This is a genomic window from Ruegeria sp. CG11 (assembly GCF_056537245.1).
Window position 1 is genome coordinate 296,220 of the sequence record NZ_JBQFRE010000001.1, and the last position, 25,475, is coordinate 321,694.

Below are 25,475 nucleotides of genomic sequence, written 5' to 3' on the forward strand. Positions count from 1 at the left end.
AGACCGTGACGATTTACTCTTACTCGGCAGCTGCGCGCAGCTCCTGCCCTCCGTCGCGGATTACGGTTAGTAGTTCTTCGCGCCGCTTGGCGGCTTTGGCCTCATTGACGCGCAGCACCGGCCCGAATCCGCGAATATCCAGCGGAAGTCGCGCAAGGGCGACAACTGCATCCCGTGTCTGCGGTGTAAAAAGCGGCGCTACCTCTTTGATATCCCGCTCATATTGCTTGATCAGACTCCGCTCCATCCGCCGTTCGGCGTTATATCCGAAAATGTCCAGCGGTGTCCCGCGCAGGACTTTCAGCTTGGCCAGAACTTTCATCGGCTTCAGCAACCATTCCCCATAAGCCCGTTTCTTCGGCCGGCCGTCCGGCCCGGTGCCACCCAGAATGGGCGGAGCCAGATGGAAGGTCATTTTGAAACCCCCGTCGAACTCGGTGGCGGCCTTTTCGCGACTGTCCAGCATCAATCGGGCGACCTCGTATTCATCCTTATAGGACAACAGCTTGTGATAACCTTCTGCCACGGCCTTGCGAGCACCTTCATCATCAAACGCATTGACCAGTTTGAGATACCGCTTGGCCAGACGACCACTTTGATAGGCGGTCAGGTGCTGCACACGGAAATTGATGATCTGATCCAGAGTTTTCGGTAACTCGGCCGTATTAGGCTCGAGAATCCCTGCAACCTCCTGCGGATGCAGGACGGCCCAGCGACCGATGTCGAAGGCGCGTTTGTTGCGCTCGACCGCCGTACCGTTCAGTTCAATGGCTGACACGACAGCCTCATGGCTGACCGGCAACAGACCACGCTGCCACGCCGCGCCAAAGATCATCATGTTGGAATAGATCGAGTCCCCCATCACAGCGCGCGCCAGCTCGGTGGCGTCGAACAGGGAAACATCTTCTTTTAGCCGCGCCTGTAAGGACAGTTTAAGCCTGTCGCCCGGAATGTGGAAATCCGTATCGCGGGTAAAGTCACCGGTGACGGTTTCATGAGAGTTGACGACAGCGCCGGTTTGACCCGCCCGCGTCAGACCCAAGGTTTTCGCCCCCGCGGACACCACCAAATCGCCACCAATCAAGGCGTGCGCCTCACCCGTGGCGACACGAATGGCGCTGATATCCTCGGGGCGATTGGCGAGGCGGCAGTTGATATGCACGGCTCCGCCCTTTTGGGCCAGGCCTGCCATTTCCATCATGCCCGCACCTTTGCCGTCGATTTGTGCCGCTTGGGCCAGAATTGCACCCAAGGTCACAACGCCCGTGCCCCCAACCCCAGTAATGACCACGTTATGCGTGCCCTTGATTTCCGGCAGCACGGGGTCCGGTAAATCTGGCAGGTCGATCTCGGTCGTTGCCTCCTTACGGATTTCCGCACCTTCCAAGGTTACAAACGACGGACAAAACCCGTTGAGGCAAGAGAAATCCTTGTTGCAGCTGGATTGATCGATGGCCCGTTTGCGACCCAGTTCGGTCTCTTTCGGCACGATCGAGACACAGTTCGACTGCACCCCGCAATCGCCGCAGCCCTCGCAGATATCGGTGTTGATAAAGACACGTTTATCCAGGTCCGGGAATGCGCCCTTTTTGCGCCGGCGCCGTTTCTCGGCCGCGCAGGTCTGGACGTAGACGATGACGGAAACACCCTCAATCTCGCGGAAACGCTCCTGCACCTGCATCAGTTCGGCACGTTCGAAGGTATCAACTCCGGCAGGCAGAGCCTTGAAATTCAAGTCTTCTTTTTCGTCATAGACGACTGCGACATGCTGAACGCCCATGGCCTTGACCTCGGCCACGATCCGTTCTGCGGTCAGACCGCCTTCGTTCTCCTGCCCGCCAGTCATGGCGACGGCATCGTTGTACAGGATCTTGAAGGTGATATTCGTCCCCGCCGCCAAAGCCGCCCGGATCGCCTGCACGCCCGAGTGATTGTACGTTCCATCGCCAAGGTTCTGGAACACATGATTGGTCGCCGAAAACGGAGCCTCACCAATCCAGTTCGCACCCTCACCGCCCATCTGGGTGAAGCCGGTGGTTTCCCGGTCCATCCACTGCACCATGTAGTGACACCCGATACCTGCATACGCACGGCTGCCTTCAGGCAAACGGGTCGAGCTGTTATGCGGGCAACCCGAACAGAAATACGGCAGGCGCGTCGCGATTTCCTCGGCGTTGTCGGCGCGACGGGCCTCGGACAGGCTGGCCAGACCGGCACGAACACCATCGGTCTCGCGGCCCTCTTCGATCAGAATTTCACCGAGTTTCTCAGCGATCATGATCGGATTCAGCGCGCCGCGCGTGGGGAACAGCTCCTCCCGGTGCAGTGCCCCGGCCCCGCCCTTGTACCAGCCATACACACGGCGGCCCCGGCGGTCGTCGAAGATGGCTTCTTTGACCTGCACCTCGATCAGTTTGCGTTTTTCTTCGACGATAACAATCAGGTCAAGCCCTTCAGCCCAGTCCTGGAACCCGGCCATGTCCAGCGGAAAGGTCTGTCCGATCTTGTAGGTGGTGATCCCCAAACGTTCAGCCTCAGCCTCATCGATGTTCAAAAGAGACATCGCGTGGGACAGGTCCAGCCAGTTCTTCCCCGCCGCAACAAAGCCGATCTTGGCCCCCGGCTTGCCCCAGACCCGTCTGTCCATCTTGTTGGCACGGGAAAACGTTTCGGCCGCGAAACGTTTGAAATCGATGATCCGCCCTTCCTGCAGGTGCGGCGTGTCGCCCAGACGGATGTTCAACCCGCCTTCGGGCATGTCGAAATTGGGCACTGCCAATTTCATCCGGTCAACGCTGCCGTCCACGACCGAGGTCACCTCAATCGTGTCTTTCATTGTCTTCAGCCCGACCCAGACACCGGCAAATCGGCTGAGTGCGAACCCGTAGACGCCGTAATCCAGAACCTCCTGCACACCTGCCGGGCTGACGATCGGCATGTACATATCAACCAGCGACCACTCTGATTGGTGCAAAACGGTCGAGCTTTCGCCGGTGTGGTCATCGCCCATCGCCATCAGCACACCGCCATGTTTGGCCGTGCCCGCCATGTTCGCGTGCCGCATCACATCGCCGGACCGGTCCACCCCAGGCCCTTTGCCGTACCACAGGCCGAACACGCCATCGAACCGTCCGTCCCCGCGCAGCCCGGCCTGCTGGCTGCCCCACAGAGCCGTGGCGGCCAGATCCTCGTTCAACCCGTACTGAAAGGTGATGTCGCTTTCGGCTAATTGCTTTTGCGCCCGCATCATCTGCTGGTCCACAGCCCCCAACGGCGACCCACGATATCCTGTCACCAGACCGGCGGTATTCAACCCCGCCTGCATGTCCCGCGCCTTTTGGATCAGCATCAGACGCACAAGCGCTTGCGTGCCATTCAAAAGGATGGGGTTCTTTTCCAGATCGAACCGGTCATTCAGCGATATTTGTGGCTGACTCATCGGACGCCTCCCCTCGTCAGATCAGTGTGCTACTTTTTCATCCATTTTAGGTCACAATTCCTGACCTGCATAGGGTTTATCCACTGAATCACAAGGATTTCAGCCTTTGAATGTGGAAGTTGTAACCTATTTCATATAGGCGTTCCGAAAGATAACGAAAGTTGCGGCGATGGATTGGGACAAGCTTAGGATATTTCACGCGGTCGCGGATGCAGGCAGCCTTACTCATGCGGGTGATAAGCTGAATCTGTCGCAATCGGCGGTTAGTCGGCAGATCAGAGCGTTGGAAGAGTCGCTTGATTCGACCCTGTTTCACCGCCATGCGCGCGGGCTGATCCTGACCGAACAGGGTGAGTTGCTGTTCGATGCGACCTCGGCCATGTCCAAACGTCTGGACGCCGCCGCCGCGCGTATCCGTGACAGCGAAGAAGAAGTCTTTGGCGTGTTGCGCGTCACCACCACTTTCGGCTTCGGTACGCTCTGGCTGGCCCCGCGCCTGCCGAAACTGTACGAGCAATACCCCGACCTAAACATCGATTTGATGCTGGAAGAGCGCGTTCTGGATCTGCCCATGCGCGAGGCCGACGTGGCCATCCGCATGAAAGAGCCCAGCCAGGCCGATCTGGTTCGCAAACGCCTGATGACCGTGCAGATGACGCTCTATGCAACTCAGGAGTATATCGAGACGCACGGCGGGATGCTTGAATCGTTGGATGAGATCAAGGATCACCGGCTGATCTGTCAGACACCGTCGGCGCCTCAGGTCGGCGCAAGCGCTGCAATGGTGCGGCACCTGATGACGTATAACCCCGGATCGCTGCTGACAGTGAACAACTATTTCGGCGTCCTGCAGGGTGTTCTGCACAATCTGGGCATCGGCGTATTGCCGGATTATGTCACGCAGGATTTCCCGCATCTTGTTCCGATCCTGTCGGACATCGAAACGGCCGACGTTCCCGTCTACCTCGCCTATCCCGAGGAACTGCGCCATTCCAAGCGCGTCGCCGCCTTCCGCGACTTTGTTCAGGACGAGATCACTGCTCAACGCAAACAGTTGAAGCAGATGGGAAAATTGTAGCTATGCACATGCAGCATAGCGGGCATGATCAGCATTCAGTGTGAAACATCTTGATCGTTCACAAACTGATCCCTAAATGAGCACTCGAAGGCGATGATGCTGCAACGCTCATCATCTTCATACCTCCCTGTTGGACTACGGCCGAGCTTAGCGCTCGGCCTTTTTTTTGCTTTCGGGCAACGCACGTTGGTTCGATAGGCAAAACATCTGTGAAATTCGGGCACTTAGACCTATGATCTTGAAAAAATCATGAAGACTTGCGTTCGAGGACAGATTCGATGTTTCACCCCCTTCGCCTATTGTTGGCGATAATCTCCGTCATTTGCCTGACCAGCCCCGTTTTGGCACAAAGCAGCGGCACGACCGGTTCCACAGCCCCTGTCAGCATTCCCGAAGATCTGACGCCTGAACAGGTGGACGATCTGGTCGCGCGCATGTCCGACGATCAGGTTCGCGCCATTCTGCTGGAGCGTCTGGATGCTGTCGCCGAACAAAAGGCCGCTGAAGCCGCTGATCGCGAAGATCCGATCACGGAAATTAACGAGATCTGGGCCGAGATGGTGGCGTCATGGACCCATGTCGCAGTCACCGTGCCCAACCTTTTCAGCGCTCAGGTCCACGCGGTCGACAATTTCGTCGGCACCTTCGGGACCAATGGTGTTTTTGTCCTCATGGGTCTGGTGCTGAGCGTACTGATTATCGGGTTTGTTGCGGAAAAGTTGTTCGGCTTTCTCACCCGCAAATGGCACAGTCAGACAGAAGTTGCGGATGAGAATGATCTGTGGGGGGCTGTCAGCTATTTGTTCCGCCGCTTCTGTCACGAGATCGCCGGATTGGTGGTATTCTATGTCGTCATACGTGCCCTTGGGCGCGGCCTGCTGACGCCGGAACAAGTAACCTATGCCGCGCCTTTCGTGTTCTATCTGATCTGGATTCCGCGCCTGGGTGCTGCCGCCTCGCGGTTTGTCCTGGCGCCGAACAAACCTCATTTCCGCCTTGTGAATATCGATGACCACTGGGCGAAATATCTGCACCGCAATCTGATCGGCCTGTTGTTGCTGATCGGGTTCACACTGTTCATCATCCATTTCAATGAACTGAACGGGGTCACCGGTGGCGAAACGCGTATCGGGTTCTGGCTGAACGCGGCAATCCACATCTATATTGGCGTCATTGCCTGGAAGGCCCGTGAAGGCCTGTCGCAGATGATGCTGGGCACCGACCCCGATCACACCAAGTTCGACGAGGAAGTGGCGCACTACTACCCCTACTTCGCGATCGGTGTGTCTGCGGCGATCTGGCTGCTGGTCGAGTTTCTGGTGGCACAACGCAACCCCACATCGCTTGCCCTTCTGGTGCAGGGGGCACATTTTACCACTATGTTCTGGCTGCTGATCGCACCGGCGTTGGATACGTTGATCCGTGGTTTGGTACGCCATCTTCAGCCACCGATGCAGGGCGAGGGCCCGGTCGCTGAAAAAGCCTATAAATCCACCAAGCGCAGTTACATCCGCATCGGTCGGGTTTTGGCTGGCATCTTGGTCATCCTGATGATTGCAAGGGCCTGGGATCTCGACCTTCGGGAAATCGCTGGTGGTGGTGCCGAATCCGGCAGCAAGGTGATCCAGTTCTTCATCATCATCGCAGTCGGTTACATCCTGAACGAGGTCGTCTCGCTCTGGATCAACCGTCGCTTGGCGAAAGAGCAAACCGCCGCCGAACAAAGCCCGGACGAAGAGGCCGGCGAAGGCGGTGGCTCGGGCGGGTCGCGGCTGGCAACGGTTCTGCCCCTGTTGCGCGTGACCGCGCAGGCCGCCATCGCGGTGATCTTTGTCCTGCTCGCTTTGGGTGCGTTGGGCATCAATATCACCCCGCTTCTGGCCGGTGCCGGTGTTCTGGGTCTGGCCATTGGTTTTGGTGCGCAAAAACTGGTGGCGGATATCGTCGGCGGCATCTTCTTCCTTGTCGATGACGCATTCCGTGTCGGCGAATATGTCGATGTGGGCGGCACCACCGGCACGGTCGAGAAAATCTCGATCCGGTCGATGCAGCTGCGCCACCATCGTGGGCCGGTTCACACCATTCCTTATGGTGAAATTCAGAAGCTGACCAATTACAGCCGCGACTGGGTCATCATGAAGCTGAAATTCACCGTGCCCTTCGACACCGACCCGAACAAGGTGAAGAAGATCTTCAAGAAGATTGGTGCCGAGATGATGGAGGACGAGACCCACAAGGACGGCTTCTTGCAGCCCTTCAAATCTCAGGGCGTGTTCGACTTTGACGATGTGGGCATGATTATCCGGGGCAAGTTCATGGCCAAACCGGGTAAGCAGTTCACCCTGCGCAAGGAGATCTTCAACCGGGTCAAAGCCGCGTTCAAGGATAACGGCATCGACTTTGCCCGCCGCGAGGTGCGCGTTGCGATCCCCGGTCTGGATGACGCTGATCACCTGACCGAGGAACAAAAGGCCGCTATCGGCGCCGCTGCCGGTGAAGCTGCCAACCAGCAAGCCGAGCAACAGGCCCAAAAACCCGGGTCTGCGCACGGCGCGCCGGAATAAATCAGAGCCCTTTGAACGCTACAATGACCGCCCCGCCAAGCCAGCCGGGCGGTCATTTTTTTGCCCCCAGGCCGCGTCAAACTATGCCTTGCGGGTCTTAACCCTTTCCACGGGCGCGCCCTTGCCCTAAAAGGCGCGCAATCTCGGCCCACTTGGACACAGGACAGAAGATGCAAGAGCCCGCAATCACACCCGATCTGATCGCCGCACATGGGCTCAAGCCCGACGAATACGACATGATCCTCGAGATCATCGGGCGCGAGCCGACATTCACCGAACTGGGCATCTTTTCGGCCATGTGGAACGAGCACTGTTCCTACAAATCCTCGAAGAAGTGGCTCCGCACGCTGCCCACCTCGGGCCCTCAGGTGATCTGCGGACCGGGTGAGAACGCGGGTGTGGTCGATATCGGTGACGGCCAGGCCGTGGTCTTCAAGATGGAAAGCCACAACCACCCGTCCTACATCGAACCCTATCAGGGCGCCGCAACCGGCGTAGGGGGCATCCTGCGCGACGTTTTCACCATGGGCGCGCGTCCGATTGCCTCGATGAATGCTCTGTCGTTCGGTGAGCCCGGACACCACAAGACCCGCCAACTGGTCAACGGCGTGGTCGAAGGCATTGGCGGTTATGGCAACTGCTTTGGCGTTCCCTGCGTCGGCGGCGAAGTTCGCTTTCACCCAGCCTATAATGGCAACTGTCTTGTGAACGCATTCGCCGCCGGTCTGGCCGACAGTGACAAGATTTTCTACTCCGCGGCCTCGGGCGTCGGGATGCCGGTCGTTTACTTGGGCGCAAAAACCGGCCGTGATGGCGTTGGCGGTGCGACCATGGCATCGGCCGAGTTCGACGACACGATCGAAGAAAAACGTCCCACCGTTCAGGTCGGCGACCCCTTCACCGAAAAGCGCCTGATGGAAGCGACGCTGGAGCTGATGCAGACCGGCGCCGTGATCTCGATCCAGGACATGGGTGCTGCTGGCCTGACCTGTTCCGCCGTTGAGATGGGCGACAAGGGTGGTCTGGGCGTGCGTCTGGACCTTGAGAACGTTCCCCAGCGCGAAGAGAACATGACCGCATACGAGATGATGCTGTCTGAATCTCAGGAACGCATGCTGATGGTCCTCAAGCCCGAGCTTGAGGCCGAAGCCCGCGCCGTATTCGAGAAATGGGACCTGGACTTTGCCATCGTCGGAGAAACGATTACCGAAGACCGTTTCCTAATCGTTCACAATGGCGAAGTCAAAGCCGACCTCGTTCTGTCGAAACTGTCTTCGACCGCACCGGAATATGACCGCCCGTGGGTGGCGACACCCGAGGCAGAAGAACTGGCCGAAGTGCCTCAGATCGACCCGATTGACGGTCTGCGCGCCCTGCTCGCCTCGCCCAACTATGCGGGCAAGCAGTGGGTTTACGAACAATATGACACGATGGTCATGGCCGACACCGCCCGCACGCCGGGTCTGGGTGCGGGCATGGTCCGCGTGCACGGCACTGACAAGGCGCTGGCCTTCACCAGCGACGTGACCCCGCGCTATGTGCGCGCCAACCCGGTTGAGGGCGGCAAACAGGCTGTGGCCGAAGCCTATCGCAACCTGACAGCTGTGGGTGCGAAACCGCTGGCGACCACCGACAACCTGAACTTCGGCAACCCCGAAAAGCCCGAGATCATGGGCCAGTTCGTCGGTGCCATTCAGGGTATTGGTGAGGCTGTCGCCGCGCTGAATATGCCGATCGTTTCGGGCAACGTCTCGCTGTACAACGAAACCGATGGTCAGGCGATCCTACCGACCCCGACCATTGGTGCGGTCGGCCTGCTGTCCCACACAGATGAGATCATTGGTAACGAAGTCCGCGAGGGCCACGTCGCACTGGTCATCGGTGAAACCAACGGTCATCTGGGTCAATCCGCTCTGCTGGCCGAAGTGTTCAACCGTGAAGACGGTGACGCGCCGCATGTCGATCTGGATGCCGAAAAACGCAACGGTGAGTTCATCCGCGCCAACCGCGAGATGATCAAGGCCTGCACCGATCTGGGCGATGGTGGTTTGGCGCTGGCGGCCTTCGAACTGGCCGAGGCCGCAAGCGTGGGTGTCCACCTTGATGAGGCCTCGACCGAGTTCCTGTTCGGCGAAGATCAGGCCCGCTATCTGGTCGCCTGCAATTTCGATCAGGCCGAGGCGCTGATGATCGCAGCCGGTCAGGCCGGTGTTCCTTTGGTTTCTGTTGGCCGCTTTACCGGTGACAGCGTGCGCATCGGCAACTCCGAGGCTGCGCTTGAGGAACTGACCGCCACATTCCGCAACAGCTTTGCCGAGGCCGTGGCCTGAACACGGATCACGATTTGATTGCAAAACCTGCGTCCCCGACGGGCGCAGGTTTTGTCGTTTTCAGACCGCTTTCACACCCTTGCGCGCCCCGCCTTGGCGCTCTACATCTTGGGAAAGACCTTCAGGAGTTACCTACATGCCGATGAGCGCCCACGAAATCGAACACCTGCTGCGCGAAGCCTTTCCGGATGCGGAAATTCAGGTTGGCGGGCATGACGGCATGCATATGTCCGCCATGGTCGTGGACGAAAGCTTTCGCGGGAAAAACCGGGTCCAGCAACAGCGCGCCGTTTATGCTGCGCTGAAGGGCAAGATGGACGGTCCGGACGGAGAATTGCACGCGCTGGCGTTGACGACGAAAGTGCCTGAGTAATGGATCTTGCAATTGGCATTGCTGGCATTTTGGCAGTAGTAATGCTTGTTGCTTTTCTGGCGCGTAGTCGCGAGAAGCTCGACCAAAAGCCGAAACGCGGTATTCATCCGGGTAGAGGCGATCAGATGATCAATGCCAGCTACGATTCAGGTGGACCCGGTGGTGGCCATGGAACAATCGTTCGTGTGCCCAGGGACCCTCAAGAATACACCAAAGCAATGGCTCCGAAAAAATGAACGGCTGGCTGTTCTGGATAGGTGTGATCGCAACATTGATAGTTGCCGCCGCTCTGATCGAAGCCTATGTGAAGCGGAACAGAAAACGTAACCTTGCCGACATGCGCCCGGACCCGGACAAAATCAGCAAGGTAGGCGGCATTGAAAGATACGGGCTGGACCCACTGGCCCTGGCGCAAGCCGAACACCGACGGTTGGAGGAAGAAGGATGGACCTCTGACCCGTCACAGAATGAAACGACCGCCCCGGATGCGGGTGAAAAGGACAAGCGAGATGAGCGACGTTAAAACCCAGATCGACGAAACCGTCAAAGCCAACGACGTGGTGCTGTACATGAAGGGCACCAAGGAAATGCCGCAGTGTGGGTTCTCGTCCCGCGTGGCTGGTGTTCTGAATTACATGGGTGTGGACTACACCGACGTGAATGTTCTGGCCGACGAAGAGGTACGTCAGGGCATCAAGGATTACTCCGACTGGCCGACCGTTCCCCAGCTCTTTGTCAAAGGCGAATTTGTCGGCGGTTGCGACATCATCACCGAGATGACCCTGTCGGGTGAGCTGGACACGCTGTTCGACGAAAACGGTGTCGGCTACAACAAGGAAGCCGCAGACAAGATCCGCGAAGCGAACGCCTGATCAGCGGCTGCTACAATTCTGAAGAACGACTTGCTCGCTGGCGGCATCCGAACCTGCCGCCAGAAAGCTTACCGTGGCGTCCCAACCTTTGGAACGCAGGATGTAAGTCCCTACCCCTCCCGCAGACTCGTAGCGGATGCCGGACCCGCTTTGGGCCTGCCGCAGCGTGACCAGTTGATTGTCGACCACCATCGCCGCCGCACTGGACCCGTCTGGCGCGTTGAAATAGGCGACCTCCAGCGGAACCCCATTGTCACAGGTAAATGTCACCGGCAGAATGTCGATTTCAGCCACAGCCAATCCGGCCGGCAGCGTCATCATTGCAGCAAGAGTCAGAGTCCTGACGGTGTTCATTCGGAAGACCTTTCTTCGATCACGGATGCAAGGGCCTCTGCCCGCGCGGCCAATTCCGCCAGGGTATCTGTAACCGAAGGCGGCACCACGGCCACTTCGATCCGTTCGGGTTCCGGTTGCGGCATATTTCTCAGCGCGAGAAGTTCTTCTTCAACGGCGGCCAGTTTCGCCTGGAGCGCATTTATCTTTTCATCCGTCCCGGCGGCCTTGTCGGCAAGCATCAGACCGGCCATCAGCAACATCCGCGATTCCGGCATACGACCGATCTGATCGGACAGGACCTGCGCCTCGTCATCCAGCATCTTGGCGGCAGAATGCAGAAACGCCTCTTCACCTTCCTGGCACGAGACTTCAAAGCCGCGCCCACCGATTTGAATGGTCACTTCGGGCATTACTCAACCTCTCCTTCCGCCAGTTTCGCCTGCGACAGCAGCGGCTCCAACCGGGCCAATACCGCGTGTGCCTCAGCCGCATCGGTTGCCTGCGCGGCACGCGTCGCCTCAAGCTCGGCCACAGTGGCGCGATTAAGAAGATCGGCGTCGGGAAGTCCATCTTCAGCTGCCGCTCGCAATTCGTCCACCGATTGGCGCAATTGCTCATTCGCCTTTCGCATCCGCTGCAGATCGTCATCCAGACGCGACATCGCCGCCCCGTGGCTGGCCCGTTCCGCACGCAGCATGTCCAACTCGGCGCTCAAGTCGGCCACCCGTTCGCTGTCAGCCAGTTCCGACCGGAGGCGCGCATTTTCGGCCTCAATCTGCTGCGCCTTACTGACAGCGCCTGCCAGCTGCGCGTTTTCAGCTTTCAAAGCCTCTAGCTCATCCTGATTTTCCAGCGCCGCTTTGGCCGCTGCCAATTCGGCACGCGCGGCCTCGACCGAGGCCAGCTTTGCAGTCGCCGCGGCCAGTTGCTCTCGCAAGGCTCCGTTTTCGGGATCTTCCACTGGTGCGGTTCGCAGGCTTTCCATGTCGGCGCGCATGGCGTCGACTTCCTGCTCGTGGCGTTCCTTCAGTGTTTTGAGACGCTGTTCCAATTGTGCATTTGCAACGCGTTCGTCATCCAATTCCGCGCGCAGGGCGTCATCCGCGCCACCGCTGGCCGGAGCCACGTCCCGCAGCGTCTCGACGCCGGTTCCGATCCGATCCATTGCGGCAATGATACGGCGCTGTAGTTCTTCGATCTGGCTCATGCCCCTGCCACCTCTTTACCAAGGTTCCTTATAACGCGGGATTGTCCGAATCAACTTACTCCGCTTCTTGCTCTAGTCTAACCCAACGCGGCGGAAAATACCCACTGTTTGCTTTCAACAACTTGGGCTGCTTTCTTGAACTACACCCCGGTCGGAACGCCCGGTTCTGCTTGCACTTTGGGGGGCGGATGGTATTGAGCGCGCATCTGCCTGTAATCCAAAGGAACAACGCCCGTGGACCTGACTGCGCTGCGCAATGCAAACCCCGAACACTGGGACAAAGCTGCGGCCATCCGCACCCTGACCCTTGACGCCGTCGCCGCCGCCAATTCCGGCCATTCCGGTATGCCGATGGGCATGGCCGATGTCGCGACCGTGCTGTTCGAAAAGCACCTGAAATTTGACGCCTCGGCCCCGAACTGGCCGGACCGCGACCGGTTCATCCTGTCGGCAGGTCATGGCTCGATGCTGATCTATTCGCTGCTCTATCTTACGGGTCATGGCGACGTCACGCTGGACGAGATCAAGAACTTCCGCCAGTTGGGCGCCAAAACCGCAGGCCACCCCGAGAACTTCCTGGTTGACGGGATCGAGACCACGACCGGTCCGCTGGGTCAGGGTATCTCGAACGCTGTCGGCTTTGCCATGGCCGAGGAAATTCAGCGCGCGCACTACGGCAAGAAGGTCGTCGATCACTATACCTATGTGATCGCGGGCGACGGCTGCCTGATGGAAGGCGTCAGCCAGGAGGCAATCACGCTGGCCGGTCGTCACGAGCTGAGCAAGCTGATCGTCTTCTGGGACAACAACAACATCACCATTGACGGCACTGTCGATATGGCCGACCGCACTGATCAGGTGCGCCGTTTCGCGGCCTCGGGCTGGCATGTGATCGAAATCGACGGCCATGATCCCAAGGCGATCGACGCGGCCATTGTTCAGGCGAAAAAGTCGAACAAGCCGACCATGATCGCCTGTGAAAGCCACATCGCTCTGGGTCACGCCGCGCAGGACACCTCGAAAGGCCACGGCGCACTAACGGATCAGGAGCAGCTGAAGGCTGCGAAAGACGGCTATGGCTGGCCGCACGACGCGTTCCAAGTCCCGGCCAACGTGAAATCCGCATGGGAAGCCATCGGTGCCCGCGGTGCCGCCGAGCGCGCCGCATGGGAAGAACGTTTCGCGCAGTTGTCCGAGCGCAAGCAAGCCGAGTTCAACCGCGCCTACGCGTTCGAAGCGCCGAAGAAACTGGCCGGTGCCATTCGCGCGTTCAAGAAGCAGATGTCGGAAGATCAGCCGAAACTGGCCACCCGCGCTTCGTCCGAGAAGGTTCTGAACGTCGTGAACCCGATCATGACCGAGACCGTTGGCGGCTCGGCCGACCTGACCGGTTCGAACAACACCAAATCAGCTGATATGGGCGTGTTCCTGCCGGAAAACCGTAAGGGCCGTTACATCCACTACGGTATCCGTGAACACGGCATGGCCGCAGCGATGAACGGCATGGCACTGCATGGTGGCATTCGCCCCTATGGCGGCACGTTCATGGCCTTCACCGACTATGCCCGCCCGTCCATGCGTCTGGCCGCACTGATGAAAGTACCGTCGGTCTTCGTGATGACCCACGACTCGATCGGTCTGGGCGAAGACGGCCCGACCCACCAGCCGGTCGAGCATCTGGCCATCTCGCGCGCAACGCCGAACACCTATGTGTTCCGCCCTGCGGACACCGTTGAGACTGCCGAGGCCTGGGAACTGGCGCTGACCTTCAAGGACAGCCCCTCGGTCCTGTCGCTGACCCGTCAGGGCGTGCCGACAATGCGGAATGATCACAAGACTAAGAACCTTGTTGCACAAGGCGCTTATGTACTGGCCGAAGCCGAGGGCAAGCGTCAGGCCATCCTGATTGCGACCGGTTCGGAAGTTTCGCTGGCGATGGAAGCCAAGACCATGCTCGAGGCCGAAGGCATTGGTACCCGCGTCGTCTCGATGCCCTGCATGGAACTGTTCGCCGAGCAGGACGAAGCCTACCGCAAGCGCGTTCTGCCTGCAGGTGCCGTTCGTGTCGGTATCGAGGCCGCCGTCCGCGCCGGCGGCTGGGACCGCTGGCTGCTGGGCGAGCGTGGCCGCGAAGCCAAAGCCGGTTTCATCGGCATGTCGGGCTTTGGCGCGTCCGCTCCGGCAGGTGAGCTCTATAAGCATTTCGGCATCACTGCCGAGGCAACAGTTGCCAAGGTCAAGGAACTGCTGGGGCTGTAAGCCATTCACATAGAATACAGTAAGGGGCGGCTTTGGCCGCCCTCTTCATTTGACTTCAGTTTCAACCTTCAGCTTCAACGCATCATAGATTTTCAAAGCGTAATCCAATCTCAACTCATACCGTCCTTGCACCACCACCTGATCAGGTGCTTGTAAACGGATGCAAGACAGCGCTTGACGCAAATGCGTACCAGATAGAGGTACGTAGGTTGCCGATTGGCCAGTCAATGCGTTGTAGAAGCGCCCCCCAAGCCAATGGCTGCGTTTTTGCGCTCTTGACGCAGTATCAAGGCGAAAATGCAAGAATCCATAGAGTTCCTTTCGGTCGAAAGGCACTTCATCTGCGGCAATGCTCAGCGCAGAAAAGACTGAGGATGACCCACGCGACCCGATTTTTCGGATGATAGGCCCGTCGATCAGGGTATCTAAGCTGAAAGGCACGATCTTAGTGGTCAGCTTTCCTGTTGAACAACGGCCCGATGACCTTGGTTGCAACCGGGATCAAAACAAGCCCCCATGCTAAACCAAACACACCGTCCATCGCGGCTTTGGAAATCCATTCCACAGCGCCCACCCACTGTTCTGAAACTGAATGCCCAATCGCATAGGCCCAGTCGTGGATGTTATGGCCCAGCCAGCCAAAACCCAGAACTTCCATCCCGTGAATGACAATCGATCCGCCGACCCATAGCATCGCGGCAGTCCCGACAATCGACAGAGTCTTCAACACGCCAGGCATCGCCTTGACCAGACCGCGCCCCAATCCGCGCCCTACCGGCGTCGGCGCGTTCTGCGCCAGGTACAGGCCCACGTCATCCATCTTTACGATCAGCGCCACCGACCCATAAACCGCCACAGTCACACCGATCCCCACAACCGCCAGCGTCGCCGCCTGCATCCATAGGTTTGGCGCCTCGATTGCAGCCAACGCAATGGTCATGATCTCGGCCGACAGGATAAAATCGGTTTTGATGGCTCCCCTGACCTTCTGTTCCTCCAGATGACCTGGGTCGCGCACGTTCATGTCTTCTTCGATGGCGTGGCTGCCATGCGGAAACAAGACGTGAAAAATCTTCTCGGCCCCCTCAAAACATAAGTAAGACCCGCCCAACATCAGCAGCGGCGTGATCAGCCAAGGCGCAAAATTGGCCAGCAGCAAAGCGACCGGCAGCAAAAGCACGATCTTATTGAAAATCGACCCCCGCGCGATGCGCCAGATGATCGGCAACTCGCGCGCAGGCGCAAAGCCCTGAACGTATTTCGGAGTAACCGCCGCATCGTCAATGATCACACCCGCCGTCTTGGCCCCAGCCTTGCCCGCCGCTGCCACCACGTCATCCACCGAAGACGCCGCGACCTTGGCGATCCCCGCCACATCATCCAAAAGGGCCAACAGACCGCTCATCGCGCATCCTTTCCTGTATCCTGCCGCACCCGGACCCTACCCGATCCCACAGCTAGCGCAAGCGTTAGCGCAATCGCGTGAGGTTTGCGCTAACACCTTAAAAATATGCCGCTTTTACTCTTTTGAGATTCAGTAATCGCCGTTATATGGCCTGCAAAGCAAGCGCATTTTGGAGACGTCACATGACCATCAAGGTCGGTATCAATGGTTTTGGCCGCATCGGCCGCTGCACCCTGTCGCACATCGCCGCGTCGGGCCGTAACGACATCGAAGTGATCAAGGTCAACGCGACCGGCCCGCTGGAAACAACTGCGCATCTGCTGAAATATGACAGCGTTCATGGCCGTTTTCCCCGCGACATCGCGATCAATGGCAACACCATGGATCTGGGCCGCGGCCCGATGGAGATGTTCTCGACCTACGACATGAACGAGCTGGACTGGGAAGGCTGCGACGTCGTTCTGGAATGCACCGGCAAATTCAACGACGGTCTGAAAGCCAAGACTCACCTTGAGCGTGGCGCCAGCAAGGTTCTGCTGTCTGCGCCCGGCAAGAATGTCGACAAGACCATCGTGTTCGGGGTGAACCACAACACTCTGACCGCAAACGACAACATGGTTTCGAACGGCTCCTGCACCACGAACTGCCTTGCTCCGCTTGCCAAGGTTCTGGACGAAGGTGTCGGCATCGAAAACGGAATCATGACCACGATCCACGCCTATACCGGCGATCAGCCGACGCTGGACCGTCGTCACAGCGACCTGTACCGCGCCCGCGCTGCGGCGATGTCGATGATCCCGACTTCCACCGGTGCCGCCAAGGCTCTGGGTGAAGTTCTGCCGAACCTGAAAGGCCGTCTGGACGGCTCGGCGATCCGCGTTCCCACCCCGAACGTCTCGGCCGTTGACCTGACCTTCCGTGCCTCGCGCGAAGTGACCGTCGAAGAGGTTAACGAGATCGTGCGCGAAGCCGCACAAGGCCCGATGCAGCGCGTTCTGGGCTACGAGCCCGCGCCCCTAGTCTCGACCGATTTCAACCACACCGAGGAAAGCTCGATCTTCGCACCGGATCAAACCCGCGTTGTTGATGGCCGTCTGGTTCGCGTTCTGGCTTGGTACGACAACGAATGGGGCTTCTCGGTCCGCATGGCAGACGTGGCCGTTGCCATGGGTCACCTCAACTAAGACCGGTTCGAAATCTTGAACCTTTTTGCCCGCTCAGGTTATCTGGGCGGGCATTTTCGTTTGGGGCCGCAATGACCAATCAAATCGCTATCTGGCTCGGCCTCATGATCCTTGGTGCGATCATTGTCGACTATGCTGTCTATGGTCCCGAGCATTTGATCTTCCTGGGAAAAAAACTCTACGCCTTTCTGGATTGGGTCGCCATCTGGCGCTGACTGAGGTTTTGCTTGACATTTCCGCTTATCTGGAGATGTTAGCGCTAACCATATTTAGCCGACATTCGGACGGAGCAGAAAATGACACTCAAGCTGGCAATCAACGGATTCGGGCGGATCGGACGCGGCGTTTTGCGCGCGGTGATGGAGACCGGGCGCACGGACGTGGAAATCGTTGCGATCAATGACTTGGCCAAGCCGGAAATGAACGCGCATCTGTTTGAGTTCGACAGCGTGCATGGCCGCTATCCCAACAAGGTTACACTGACCGAAGAAGGCCTGGATGTTGGCGCCGGCCCGATCCGGCTGACCAGCGAACGCGACCCAGAGGCGCTGAACTGGTCGGATGTCGACGTGGTTCTGGAATGCACCGGGGTGTTCCGCACACGCGAAGCCGCTGAACGGCATCTGAGAAACGGCTCGAAGAAAGTGCTGATCTCGGCGCCTGCGCGCGGTGACGGCGCAGTTAAGACGGTTGTGTTTGGCGTAAATGACCAAGAGTTGACCGCCGAGGACACCGTGGTTTCAAACGCTTCCTGCACCACCAACTGCTTGTCACCGGTTGCAGCCGCGCTGGACGCAGGGCTGGGCATTGTGCACGGCAACATGACCACCGTTCACGCCTATACCGCCAGCCAGCCGGTTCACGATACCGCAGGCAAGGACCCTTACCTGTCGCGTGCTGCGGCCCTGTCAATGATCCCCACCACAACCGGGGCCGCTGCGGCTGTGGGGCTGGTTCTGCCGCAACTGGCTGGGAAACTGACCGGTCAGGCAATCCGCGTCCCCACTCCGAACGTATCGGTGGTGGATCTGGTGGTCGAGGTCTCGCGCCCGACCACCGAGGAAGAGGTCAACGCGCTGTTTGTTGACGCCGCTGCCAAAATCCCCGGCGTTCTGGCTGCCGAAAGCCGCCCGCTGGTGTCAATGGACTTCAACCACGATGCCCACAGCTCGACCGTGTCACTGGCCGAAACCAAAGTCACTGACGGCACGCTGGTCCGCGTGCTGGCTTGGTACGACAACGAATGGGGTTTCTCGAACCGGATGCTGGACACAGCCGCCGCAATGGGTGCCTTAACCTAACTTCTGGCGCAGTGCATCATTGACCCGGGGCGTGACGAATTTCGACACGTCCCCGTTCAGCCGCGCAATCTCTTTCACCAGTTTCGATGCGATGGCCTGATGCCGGGCCTCGGCCATCAGGAACACGGTCTCAATCGAGTTGTCCAGCACGCGGTTCATGCCAACCATCTGAAATTCATACTCGAAATCCGCGACGGCCCGCAGCCCGCGCACGATGATCTGTGCCCCCACATCGCGTGCGCAATCGATCAGCAGGTTTTCAAACGGATGGGCAACAATCTCGGTCCCTGTCTGTTCGGATAGGTGTGCGCATTCCGCTTCGATCATGGCAACGCGCTCTTCCAGATTAAACATCGGTCCCTTGTCGCGGTTGATGGCGACGCCGATGACCAATCTATCCACCAACGCTGCGGCGCGGCGAATGATGTCGATATGACCCAACGTGATAGGATCAAAGGTTCCGGGATATAATCCGACCCGCATCGCGCCCTCCTGCGCAACAATATTTCTGCGCAAGCAAACATAAACTTGATGCAGGTGCAAGCGATCAGTTCGGATGTTTGGGCCGTCAGTGGCCCATAATCATCCCTTCCAGCGCATCTTTTTCCATCGCCAGTTCAGACAACTGTGCCTTGACCACATCGCCCAGCGTCACAATTCCAACCAGCTTACCATCTTCGACCACGGGCATGTGGCGAAAGCGACCTTCGGTCATCTGGGCCATAATATCCTGAACGGTTGCCTGCCGTGTCGTCGTGACCAGGTCTTGCGTCATGTACGCGCTGACCGGCTGGTTCAGACATCCGCTGCCACTTGCGGCCAGTTCGCGGACGATATCCCGTTCGGACAGGATGCCGGATGCCGTTTGCCCGCCGTCTTCGGACACGACAACAGTACCGATGCGTTTATCCGCCAGTATCTTCGAAGCTTCTGAGACCGTCGCCGAAGGCTCGATCGTCACCACGCCTTCTGTTGCCTTCGATTTCAGAATGGCCTGTACGAGCATGAAGAACACCTCCGAAATAGTAATCTTATTCCAAAGCGTTGCGCGATTGGGACGACCTGTCAAGCGTCGGCATCGGCTTCAAGCCGCGCAACTTCGTCACGGATGCCCTGCGTCAGGGCGTCGGCAAAGCGGTTCAAGCGTTCGTTGCGCTGGTCGCCCTGATGCCGGACGAGATAGAAACTTCGGGTCAAACTCACTTGTTCCGTCAGTATTTTCCGCAGGTTCCGGTGGAACGGCAACGTAAAGTCGTGGGCCACACACACACCTGTGCCAAGCGTCACCTGACGCAGTTGAACCGAGACGGAATTCGATGCAAGCGCGACACGGTCAACACCGATATCGTTGAGGTAATCAAGCTCGCGGTCGAAAATCATGTCCGGAATATAGCCAATCAACCGATGCCCTTTCAGATCGGTTACCGAATGTATGGGGTCGTGGCGATCTAGATAGTCCTGCGTCGCCACCATATGCAGCTTGTAGTCGCTGATACGTTTGACCAGCAGCTTTCCCGCGGTTGGCGCGCTTACCGTTATGGCCATATCCGCCTCACGCCGGGACAGGTTGATGATCCGCGGCAAGGCCAGAATCTGGATATCCAGGTCTGGGTTGGCATCGCTGATTTTCGCACAGACCTGCGGCAGCAGATAATTCGCGCTGCCATCGGGTGCCCCAATCCGAATCTGACCGCTGAGAGATTTGGTCGAGCCCACTACAACACCCGCCGCCGCACGCATCGCTTCTTCGGCCTGCAGGCCGTGATCCAACAGGCGCTCCCCGGCCGCGGTCAGCAGGTAACCCTGCTGGGACTTCGTGAACAGGGTCGCATCCAATGCTACCTCAAGCCGGGCAATGCGCCGCCCGACCGTGGCAGGGTCAATCTTAAGTATTCGCCCGGCCGAAGACAGACTTTCCTCACGCGCGACGGCCAGAAAAACCCGCATGTCATCCCAGTTCGGATTCATGTGTCACCTTTTGCATTTTTGCAAAGCTCTTTTGAGACATTGCCTCTGTTCGCGCGATTTCTGCAAGCCTATTCTGCGCACAAATCTATCGGAGGAGTTTTCGATGCAAGACCTGACCCACTTCCTCAACGGCGAAATGAGCCCCGGAACATCCGGCCGTTATGACGACGTGTTCAACCCAGCCACCGGCGAAGTTCAGTATCGCTGCCCGATGGCCAGCGCCGCCGAAACCACCGCTGCCATCGAGGCCGCCGCTGCCGCGCAACCTGCTTGGGGCGCAACCAACCCGCAGAAGCGCGCGCGTGTAATGATGGCCATGGTCGGCCTGATGAACCGCGACATGGATAAGCTGGCCGAGGCTCTGAGCCGCGAGCACGGCAAAACCATCCCAGACGCCAAAGGCGACCTACAGCGTGGTCTGGAAGTGATCGAATACTGCATCGGTGCACCGCAGATGCTGAAAGGTGAATTCACTGACAGCGCTGGCCCCGGAATCGACATGTATTCGATGCGACAGCCTCTGGGTGTGGTCGGCTCTATCATGCCGTTCAACTTCCCCGCGATGATGCCACTGTGGCACGTCGGTCCGGCTCTGGCCTGCGGTAATGCCGTGGTTCTGAAACCGTCCGAGCGTGACCCCTCGGTGCCGCTGATGCTGGCCGAACTATTCGTCGAGGCCGGTCTGCCCAAGGGCGTGTTCCAAGTTGTGAACGGCGACAAAGAGGCCGTGGACACCATTCTCGACAGCGAGATCATTCAGGGCGTCAGCTTTGTGGGTTCGACCCCGATCGCGCAGTACATCTACAGCCGCGCAACCGCCAACGGCAAACGCGCGCAGTGCTTCGGCGGCGCCAAGAACCACATGATCGTCATGCCCGACGCCGATCTGGATCAGGCGGCTGACGCGCTGGTCGGTGCAGGTTTCGGCGCGGCTGGCGAGCGCTGCATGGCGATCTCGGTCGCTGTACCTGTCGGCGAAGAAACCGCGGATCGCCTTATCGAGAAACTGATCCCGCGCGTTGAAAAGCTGAAAGTCGGCCCCTACACCGCAGGCGACGACGTGGACATGGGCCCCGTTGTGACCGCCGCCGCGAAAGAGCGAATCCTCGGCCTGATCAACTCGGGCGTTGAGCAAGGCGCCAAGCTGGTTGTCGACAACCGCGACTTCAGCCTGCAAGGATATGAGGACGGCTTCTTTGTCGGCCCGCACCTGTTCGACAACGTCACGCCCGAGATGGACATCTACAAGCAGGAAATCTTTGGCCCTGTTCTGTCGACCGTCCGCGCAGGGTCGTATGAAGAAGCGATTGGTCTGGCGATGGATCACGAATACGGCAACGGTACCGCGATCTTCACCCGTGACGGTGACACTGCGCGCGATTTCGCCAGCCGGATCAATATCGGCATGGTCGGCATCAACGTTCCGATCCCGGTTCCGCTGGCCTACCACACCTTTGGCGGTTGGAAGAAGTCCATGTTCGGCGACCTGAACCAGCATGGTCCCGACAGCTTCAAGTTCTACACCCGCACCAAGACCGTCACCGCGCGCTGGCCCTCGGGCATCAAGGAAGGTGGCGAGTTCAACTTCAAGGCAATGGACTAAACCACTGCTGAACTCCGAAACTCCCAAACCCGGCCTTTTACAGGCCGGTTTTTTTTCGGCAAAGCGCCGCGAAAACAGTCGTTTTCACGATAAATTCAGCTTGCACACCCTAGAAAAACGGGACGATGGTCAATATTTTACGGCAGATTATTGCTCGAGCAGTTCCTGAACCGGAGGCCAATTTGTCAAATCCCCGTATGACTCGCCGCTCTGCATTGTTGGGCGCAGCGTCTCTTTTGGCGACGCCCGCCATCGTGCGTGCGCAAAGCAGCGATGCGTTCCCGACCAGTGAGGAAGCGATCAGCACGCAACTGCCGGTCCGCCGCAATGTGTCTTCGTTCTCGCAACAGAATTGGCAGGATCATTTCGACGAGCTGGGCGTTGGCTGCCTGCTGGCCGACATCACCAGCCGCGCGGTCCACTATTGGAGCCCGGACGGGACATACAAACTGTACCCGAGCTCCGTGCCGATGAGCGAGGAACTGACCAAACGCGGTTATACCAAGATCGTCCGCAAAACCGAATTCCCAAGCTGGACGCCAACCGCATCAATGCGCGAACGCGATCCCTCTCTGCCTGTTCGGATGGAAGGCGGCGATCCAGGCAACCCGCTGGGCACACGCGCCATGTATTTGGACTGGCCGGCCTATCTGGTGCACGGCACCCACGATACGCGCAAGATCGGTCGACAAAGCTCATCCGGCTGCATCGGCCTCTACAACCAGCATGTCGAGGAACTGTATCCTCTGGTCCAGATTGGAACTCAGGTCCGACTGGTCTGACACACAAAGCCCCGGCCGTCAGGACCGGGGCTTTTTCTTGTCAGGGGCTTAGCGTACCTTCGTTATTCCGGCAGGATCACCGCATCGACAACGTGAATAACGCCGTTGCTCGCTTCGATATCCGCTTGGATGACCTCAGCATCATTGACCTTAACACCGTTCTTCGCATTCACGCTCAGACGATCCCCTTGAACAGTCAGAACCTTGGCACGCTTACCTGCGATGTCACCCGACATCACTTTGGCCGGCACCACGTGATAGGTCAGGATTTCGACCAGCTGATCCTTGTTCTCCGGTAGCAACAGCGTTTCTACCGTGCCTTCAGGCAGCGCGGCAAAAGCTTCATCGGTCGGTGCGAACACGGTGAACGGTCCGTCACCTTTCAACGTATCGACCAGTCCTGCGGCCTGGACCGCAGCGACCAGAGTGTTGAATGATCCGGCCGAAACGGCAGTGTCCACGATATCAGCGGCCTGCGCTTTTACAGGCAGGGCAAGTGCAAGTGCGGCGGCGGCGCCCATGAATGTGCGGCGAAACATGGCTGTTGTCTCCTCTCCAGCTTGTTATGGAAAGGACTACGGAGGCTCAGCCAGCCCGGATCACTTTTCTTTAGTCTGCACCCATATGCTCTGCGCGCGTCCATCCTCCAGAAACGGCAAGGCTTCGACCGCATCCGGGCGGTCCTGTTGCAGGTAATACCCGGGCCAAAGCATTGAAAAGGCACCAGATTGCAGCAAGGTGTGCAGCATGTACTGCTCGCCCCAACCCGGGCAGTCGTAGAAAAACCGCTTGGGATATTCGTAGGGCAGAAAAACATCGTGGACATGGATCACCACGCCCGGTTTCAGCGCCGGAATGATGCGGCAGAACAGATGCGCCACGTCGTTGCTCATCCGAACCACATGGCTGGAGTCGATGAACAGAACATCGCCCGCCTCAAGCTGGTCGAACAGCGCCGGGTCAACCTCCTCAAGCCGTTTTTGTTCGAAGTGGTCCACAACATGCGCGATATCCGCACGGGGATACGGGTCAATCGCTGTGATCTGCGTGTCCAGCCCACCGTCGATGATCGCCTGACGGGTCACGCGGGTCGAGTTGCCGCAGCCGACCTCAATCACTCGCTTGGGCTGAAACCGGCGGATCATCAGATACAGCGCATCGGCATCGGGGCTGTCATAGTAGCCGTTGCCGATCCGATAACCGGTCTGATTGCGTGCCGGGTCTTTCAGGGCCTCCAACGTCTCGGCATGTTCGCCATACTCGGCGACCAATTGGCCGATATCGAACCCTTCCATCCCCGGTGACAAGGCATAGGCCGGGCGGTTCAGCCCGCCTGCCCGTTCAAACGCCTCAAGCCGGGCGCGCTCATCGTTTTCAGCGGCCTTGTCGATCAGCTTTACCCCCAACTCATCCAGGGCCTCGTTGATCTTGGGGAATTTTCTGGGTTTCACGGGTGGCTCCACTTTCCTGTTGCCTGTTCCTTACCGCTGCTTGCGGGGCCTCTGCAAGACGGGTGCGTCAAACGCTTGGCAAAACAGGAATTTCCGTATTCACTGGTCAGAATAGTTATACGAGGTCCGCCATGCAGCAAGAATACACGCTGGGCATCGAAGAAGAGTATCTGCTGGTCGATCGCGACAGCCTTGAGCTTGCCGAAGCGCCCGCCGCCCTGATGGAGGCCTGCCAGGCGGACTTCGAAGGACAGGTCAGCCCCGAATTCCTGCAGTGCCAGATCGAGGTCGGCACCCGGCCCCACACAACGGTCAAGTCCGCCCGCGAGGATCTGAAACGCCTGCGCTCCTGCGTGGCCGAGCGCGCCGCCGAATACAATCTCGCCCCGATTGCGGTATCCTGCCACCCGTTTGCCGACTGGAAGAAACAGCACCATACCCGCAAGGATCGCTATGACGCGCTGCAACACGCGCTGGGCGGGGTCGCGCGACGTATGCTGATCTGCGGGATGCACGTGCATGTCGGGGTCGAGGACCCTGCCCTGCGCGCTGACCTGATGCCGCAGTTGTCGTATTTCCTGCCGCATCTTTTGGCGCTGTCTACGTCCTCGCCTTACTGGAACGGAGAGGATACGGGCCTGTCCTCTTATCGCCTGACCGTGTTCGACAACCTACCACGCACGGGGCTTCCTCCGGTTCTGGCAAGCTGGGCCGACTATGAACGCACGACCGGCATTCTGGTGGAACTCGGCGTGATCGAGGACACGACAAAGATCTGGTGGGACCTGCGCCCGTCACACCGGTTCCCGACGCTTGAAACCCGGATCATGGACGTGCAACCGCGGCTGGAACATACGCTGTCGCTGGCCGCTCTGGTCCAGGCCCTGACCCGCATGTTGTGCCGCCTGAAAGACCGGAACCTGCGTTGGCGGCATTACGACCAGTTCCTGATCGGTGAAAACCGCTGGCGCGCGCAAAGGTACGGTGTCGGCGAAGGGCTGATCGACTTCGGCGATCGCTCGATCAAACCGATGCCGGAACTGATGGGCGAACTGATGGGCCTGCTGGCCGAAGACGCCGAGGCGCTGGGCACCATGACGGAACTTGCCCGTTTGCAGCAGATCGCACAAACCGGCACCTCGGCCACGCGACAACGCCGTGCCTATGCCGAGGCCGCGGCAAAGGGCGAAGATCCCGGCAAGGCTGTGGTCCGGCATCTGATCGAAGAATTCCACCTCGACCTTTGACATCCCGAATTGCCCCATGCCGGTGATTGCTGACCGTGCAAAATTTCTGTAAGAATTCAGAAATAAACACTCGTTC

The 25,475-nt window shown here is 58.8% G+C and carries 25 protein-coding genes; 14 read left to right on the top strand and 11 right to left on the bottom strand.

The annotated features are described in order from the left end of the window. Positions 1-19 precede the first annotated feature (19 nt). Positions 20-3,439, bottom strand: a complete 3,420-nt coding sequence (locus ACR0KW_RS01490) for an indolepyruvate ferredoxin oxidoreductase family protein (RefSeq protein WP_480803425.1) — start codon at positions 3,437-3,439, stop codon at positions 20-22. A gap of 169 nt (positions 3,440-3,608) precedes the next feature. On the opposite strand from ACR0KW_RS01490, the gene ACR0KW_RS01495 reads away from it, so the two are divergent. From ACR0KW_RS01495 to grxD, 7 genes are all read left to right on the top strand, one after another. Then, the gene (locus ACR0KW_RS01495; protein WP_170324814.1) at positions 3,609-4,517 is read left to right on the top strand and encodes a LysR family transcriptional regulator; all 909 of its coding nucleotides are present in this window, start codon (positions 3,609-3,611) and stop codon (positions 4,515-4,517) included. A gap of 278 nt (positions 4,518-4,795) precedes the next feature. After that, positions 4,796-7,081 (top strand): mechanosensitive ion channel family protein, encoded by a 2,286-nt coding sequence (locus tag ACR0KW_RS01500; RefSeq protein ID WP_480803426.1) that lies wholly within the window; start codon positions 4,796-4,798, stop codon positions 7,079-7,081. Between the two features lie 170 nt (positions 7,082-7,251). Beyond that, positions 7,252-9,411, top strand: coding sequence for a phosphoribosylformylglycinamidine synthase subunit PurL (gene purL / locus ACR0KW_RS01505; RefSeq protein WP_480803427.1), 2,160 nt, complete (start codon positions 7,252-7,254; stop codon positions 9,409-9,411). A 136-nt stretch (positions 9,412-9,547) separates the two neighbouring features. Beyond that, positions 9,548-9,784 carry a BolA/IbaG family iron-sulfur metabolism protein gene (locus tag ACR0KW_RS01510; RefSeq protein WP_170398586.1) on the top strand — a complete coding sequence of 79 codons (237 nt, stop codon included), beginning with the start codon at positions 9,548-9,550 and terminating at the stop codon, positions 9,782-9,784. After that, positions 9,784-10,020, top strand: coding sequence for a hypothetical protein (locus ACR0KW_RS01515; RefSeq protein WP_480803428.1), 237 nt, complete (start codon positions 9,784-9,786; stop codon positions 10,018-10,020). The genes ACR0KW_RS01510 and ACR0KW_RS01515 overlap by 1 nt, the downstream gene beginning before the upstream one ends. Next, positions 10,017-10,307 (top strand): hypothetical protein, encoded by a 291-nt coding sequence (locus tag ACR0KW_RS01520; RefSeq protein ID WP_480803429.1) that lies wholly within the window; start codon positions 10,017-10,019, stop codon positions 10,305-10,307. Before ACR0KW_RS01515 ends, ACR0KW_RS01520 begins: the two co-directional genes overlap by 4 nt. After that, positions 10,294-10,656, top strand: coding sequence for a Grx4 family monothiol glutaredoxin (gene grxD / locus ACR0KW_RS01525; RefSeq protein WP_170324809.1), 363 nt, complete (start codon positions 10,294-10,296; stop codon positions 10,654-10,656). The genes ACR0KW_RS01520 and grxD overlap by 14 nt, the downstream gene beginning before the upstream one ends. On the opposite strand, the gene ACR0KW_RS01530 is transcribed toward grxD, so the two are convergent. The 3 genes from ACR0KW_RS01530 to ACR0KW_RS01540 are packed head-to-tail and all read right to left on the bottom strand — an operon-like array spanning position 10,657 to position 12,199. After that, complete coding sequence (locus tag ACR0KW_RS01530; protein ID WP_480803430.1) at positions 10,657-11,010, bottom strand: MliC family protein; 354 nt, start codon at positions 11,008-11,010, stop codon at positions 10,657-10,659. Beyond that, positions 11,007-11,402, bottom strand: a complete 396-nt coding sequence (locus tag ACR0KW_RS01535; RefSeq protein WP_480803431.1) for a cell division protein ZapA — start codon at positions 11,400-11,402, stop codon at positions 11,007-11,009. The genes ACR0KW_RS01530 and ACR0KW_RS01535 overlap by 4 nt, the downstream gene beginning before the upstream one ends. Continuing rightward, a complete protein-coding gene (locus ACR0KW_RS01540) occupies positions 11,402-12,199 on the bottom strand; it encodes a hypothetical protein (protein WP_480803432.1) in 798 nt (265 codons plus the stop codon). Before ACR0KW_RS01540 ends, ACR0KW_RS01535 begins: the two co-directional genes overlap by 1 nt. Positions 12,200-12,433: 234 nt before the next feature. Between ACR0KW_RS01540 and tkt the strand changes: the two genes are divergently transcribed. Continuing rightward, on the top strand, positions 12,434-14,458 hold the full coding sequence (tkt, locus tag ACR0KW_RS01545) for a transketolase (RefSeq protein WP_480803433.1): 2,025 nt from the start codon (positions 12,434-12,436) through the stop codon (positions 14,456-14,458). A 45-nt stretch (positions 14,459-14,503) separates the two neighbouring features. On the opposite strand, the gene ACR0KW_RS01550 is transcribed toward tkt, so the two are convergent. Continuing rightward, positions 14,504-14,899: a hypothetical protein gene (locus ACR0KW_RS01550; protein WP_480803434.1), complete on the bottom strand. Its 396-nt coding sequence runs from the start codon at positions 14,897-14,899 to the stop codon at positions 14,504-14,506. A gap of 4 nt (positions 14,900-14,903) precedes the next feature. After that, positions 14,904-15,863 carry a DUF808 domain-containing protein gene (locus ACR0KW_RS01555; protein WP_480803435.1) on the bottom strand — a complete coding sequence of 320 codons (960 nt, stop codon included), beginning with the start codon at positions 15,861-15,863 and terminating at the stop codon, positions 14,904-14,906. A 182-nt stretch (positions 15,864-16,045) separates the two neighbouring features. Between ACR0KW_RS01555 and gap (ACR0KW_RS01560) the strand changes: the two genes are divergently transcribed. The 3 genes from gap (ACR0KW_RS01560) (at position 16,046) to gap (ACR0KW_RS01570) (ending at position 18,348) form a co-directional block, all read left to right on the top strand. Next, positions 16,046-17,047 (top strand): type I glyceraldehyde-3-phosphate dehydrogenase, encoded by a 1,002-nt coding sequence (gene gap, locus ACR0KW_RS01560; protein WP_170324802.1) that lies wholly within the window; start codon positions 16,046-16,048, stop codon positions 17,045-17,047. Positions 17,048-17,118: 71 nt separating this feature from the next. After that, positions 17,119-17,262, top strand: coding sequence for a hypothetical protein (locus ACR0KW_RS01565; RefSeq protein WP_170324801.1), 144 nt, complete (start codon positions 17,119-17,121; stop codon positions 17,260-17,262). Positions 17,263-17,343: 81 nt separating this feature from the next. Then, positions 17,344-18,348, top strand: coding sequence for a type I glyceraldehyde-3-phosphate dehydrogenase (gene gap, locus ACR0KW_RS01570; RefSeq protein WP_480803436.1), 1,005 nt, complete (start codon positions 17,344-17,346; stop codon positions 18,346-18,348). On the opposite strand, the gene coaD is transcribed toward gap (ACR0KW_RS01570), so the two are convergent. The 3 genes from coaD to ACR0KW_RS01585 form a co-directional block, all read right to left on the bottom strand. Continuing rightward, positions 18,340-18,831, bottom strand: a complete 492-nt coding sequence (coaD, locus tag ACR0KW_RS01575) for a pantetheine-phosphate adenylyltransferase (protein WP_480803437.1) — start codon at positions 18,829-18,831, stop codon at positions 18,340-18,342. The two genes, gap (ACR0KW_RS01570) and coaD, sit on opposite strands and share 9 nt — an antisense overlap. An 85-nt stretch (positions 18,832-18,916) precedes the next feature. Beyond that, positions 18,917-19,354, bottom strand: coding sequence for a CBS domain-containing protein (locus ACR0KW_RS01580; RefSeq protein WP_480803438.1), 438 nt, complete (start codon positions 19,352-19,354; stop codon positions 18,917-18,919). Positions 19,355-19,413: 59 nt separating this feature from the next. Next, positions 19,414-20,316: a LysR family transcriptional regulator gene (locus tag ACR0KW_RS01585; RefSeq protein ID WP_480803439.1), complete on the bottom strand. Its 903-nt coding sequence runs from the start codon at positions 20,314-20,316 to the stop codon at positions 19,414-19,416. 103 nt (positions 20,317-20,419) lie between these two features. On the opposite strand from ACR0KW_RS01585, the gene ACR0KW_RS01590 reads away from it, so the two are divergent. Together ACR0KW_RS01590 and ACR0KW_RS01595 are read left to right on the top strand one after the other, a co-directional pair. After that, complete coding sequence (locus ACR0KW_RS01590; RefSeq protein WP_480803440.1) at positions 20,420-21,919, top strand: CoA-acylating methylmalonate-semialdehyde dehydrogenase; 1,500 nt, start codon at positions 20,420-20,422, stop codon at positions 21,917-21,919. A 197-nt stretch (positions 21,920-22,116) separates the two neighbouring features. Then, entirely contained in the window at positions 22,117-22,701 is a 585-nt protein-coding gene (locus ACR0KW_RS01595) for a L,D-transpeptidase (RefSeq protein ID WP_170325516.1), read from the top strand. A gap of 62 nt (positions 22,702-22,763) precedes the next feature. On the opposite strand, the gene ACR0KW_RS01600 is transcribed toward ACR0KW_RS01595, so the two are convergent. Then, on the bottom strand, positions 22,764-23,240 hold the full coding sequence (locus ACR0KW_RS01600) for a fasciclin domain-containing protein (RefSeq protein ID WP_480803441.1): 477 nt from the start codon (positions 23,238-23,240) through the stop codon (positions 22,764-22,766). A gap of 60 nt (positions 23,241-23,300) precedes the next feature. Beyond that, entirely contained in the window at positions 23,301-24,152 is an 852-nt protein-coding gene (locus tag ACR0KW_RS01605; protein ID WP_480803442.1) for a class I SAM-dependent methyltransferase, read from the bottom strand. Between the two features lie 131 nt (positions 24,153-24,283). Here ACR0KW_RS01605 and ACR0KW_RS01610 point away from each other — a divergent pair, with 131 nt between their 5' ends. Beyond that, positions 24,284-25,399 carry a carboxylate-amine ligase gene (locus ACR0KW_RS01610; protein ID WP_480803443.1) on the top strand — a complete coding sequence of 372 codons (1,116 nt, stop codon included), beginning with the start codon at positions 24,284-24,286 and terminating at the stop codon, positions 25,397-25,399. Positions 25,400-25,475: the final 76 nt, after the last annotated feature.

What these genes read in the sequence shown, in the direction of transcription:
- ACR0KW_RS01555 (WP_480803435.1), bottom strand. Translation starts at nt 15,863, where the DNA reads ATGAGCGGTCTGTTGGCCCTTTTGGATGATGTGGCGGGGATCGCCAAG.
- ACR0KW_RS01515 (WP_480803428.1), top strand. Translation starts at nt 9,784, where the DNA reads ATGGATCTTGCAATTGGCATTGCTGGCATTTTGGCAGTAGTAATGCTT.
- ACR0KW_RS01490 (WP_480803425.1), bottom strand. Translation starts at nt 3,439, where the DNA reads ATGAGTCAGCCACAAATATCGCTGAATGACCGGTTCGATCTGGAAAAG.
- coaD (WP_480803437.1), bottom strand. Translation starts at nt 18,831, where the DNA reads ATGCGGGTCGGATTATATCCCGGAACCTTTGATCCTATCACGTTGGGT.
- ACR0KW_RS01600 (WP_480803441.1), bottom strand. Translation starts at nt 23,240, where the DNA reads ATGTTTCGCCGCACATTCATGGGCGCCGCCGCCGCACTTGCACTTGCC.
- ACR0KW_RS01610 (WP_480803443.1), top strand. Translation starts at nt 24,284, where the DNA reads ATGCAGCAAGAATACACGCTGGGCATCGAAGAAGAGTATCTGCTGGTC.
- ACR0KW_RS01565 (WP_170324801.1), top strand. Translation starts at nt 17,119, where the DNA reads ATGACCAATCAAATCGCTATCTGGCTCGGCCTCATGATCCTTGGTGCG.
- ACR0KW_RS01520 (WP_480803429.1), top strand. Translation starts at nt 10,017, where the DNA reads ATGAACGGCTGGCTGTTCTGGATAGGTGTGATCGCAACATTGATAGTT.
- gap (WP_480803436.1), top strand. Translation starts at nt 17,344, where the DNA reads ATGACACTCAAGCTGGCAATCAACGGATTCGGGCGGATCGGACGCGGC.
- purL (WP_480803427.1), top strand. Translation starts at nt 7,252, where the DNA reads ATGCAAGAGCCCGCAATCACACCCGATCTGATCGCCGCACATGGGCTC.
- ACR0KW_RS01580 (WP_480803438.1), bottom strand. Translation starts at nt 19,354, where the DNA reads ATGCTCGTACAGGCCATTCTGAAATCGAAGGCAACAGAAGGCGTGGTG.
- ACR0KW_RS01540 (WP_480803432.1), bottom strand. Translation starts at nt 12,199, where the DNA reads ATGAGCCAGATCGAAGAACTACAGCGCCGTATCATTGCCGCAATGGAT.
- ACR0KW_RS01535 (WP_480803431.1), bottom strand. Translation starts at nt 11,402, where the DNA reads ATGCCCGAAGTGACCATTCAAATCGGTGGGCGCGGCTTTGAAGTCTCG.
- ACR0KW_RS01595 (WP_170325516.1), top strand. Translation starts at nt 22,117, where the DNA reads ATGACTCGCCGCTCTGCATTGTTGGGCGCAGCGTCTCTTTTGGCGACG.
- ACR0KW_RS01590 (WP_480803440.1), top strand. Translation starts at nt 20,420, where the DNA reads ATGCAAGACCTGACCCACTTCCTCAACGGCGAAATGAGCCCCGGAACA.
- ACR0KW_RS01500 (WP_480803426.1), top strand. Translation starts at nt 4,796, where the DNA reads ATGTTTCACCCCCTTCGCCTATTGTTGGCGATAATCTCCGTCATTTGC.
- ACR0KW_RS01495 (WP_170324814.1), top strand. Translation starts at nt 3,609, where the DNA reads ATGGATTGGGACAAGCTTAGGATATTTCACGCGGTCGCGGATGCAGGC.
- ACR0KW_RS01530 (WP_480803430.1), bottom strand. Translation starts at nt 11,010, where the DNA reads ATGAACACCGTCAGGACTCTGACTCTTGCTGCAATGATGACGCTGCCG.
- grxD (WP_170324809.1), top strand. Translation starts at nt 10,294, where the DNA reads ATGAGCGACGTTAAAACCCAGATCGACGAAACCGTCAAAGCCAACGAC.
- ACR0KW_RS01585 (WP_480803439.1), bottom strand. Translation starts at nt 20,316, where the DNA reads ATGAATCCGAACTGGGATGACATGCGGGTTTTTCTGGCCGTCGCGCGT.
- gap (WP_170324802.1), top strand. Translation starts at nt 16,046, where the DNA reads ATGACCATCAAGGTCGGTATCAATGGTTTTGGCCGCATCGGCCGCTGC.
- ACR0KW_RS01510 (WP_170398586.1), top strand. Translation starts at nt 9,548, where the DNA reads ATGCCGATGAGCGCCCACGAAATCGAACACCTGCTGCGCGAAGCCTTT.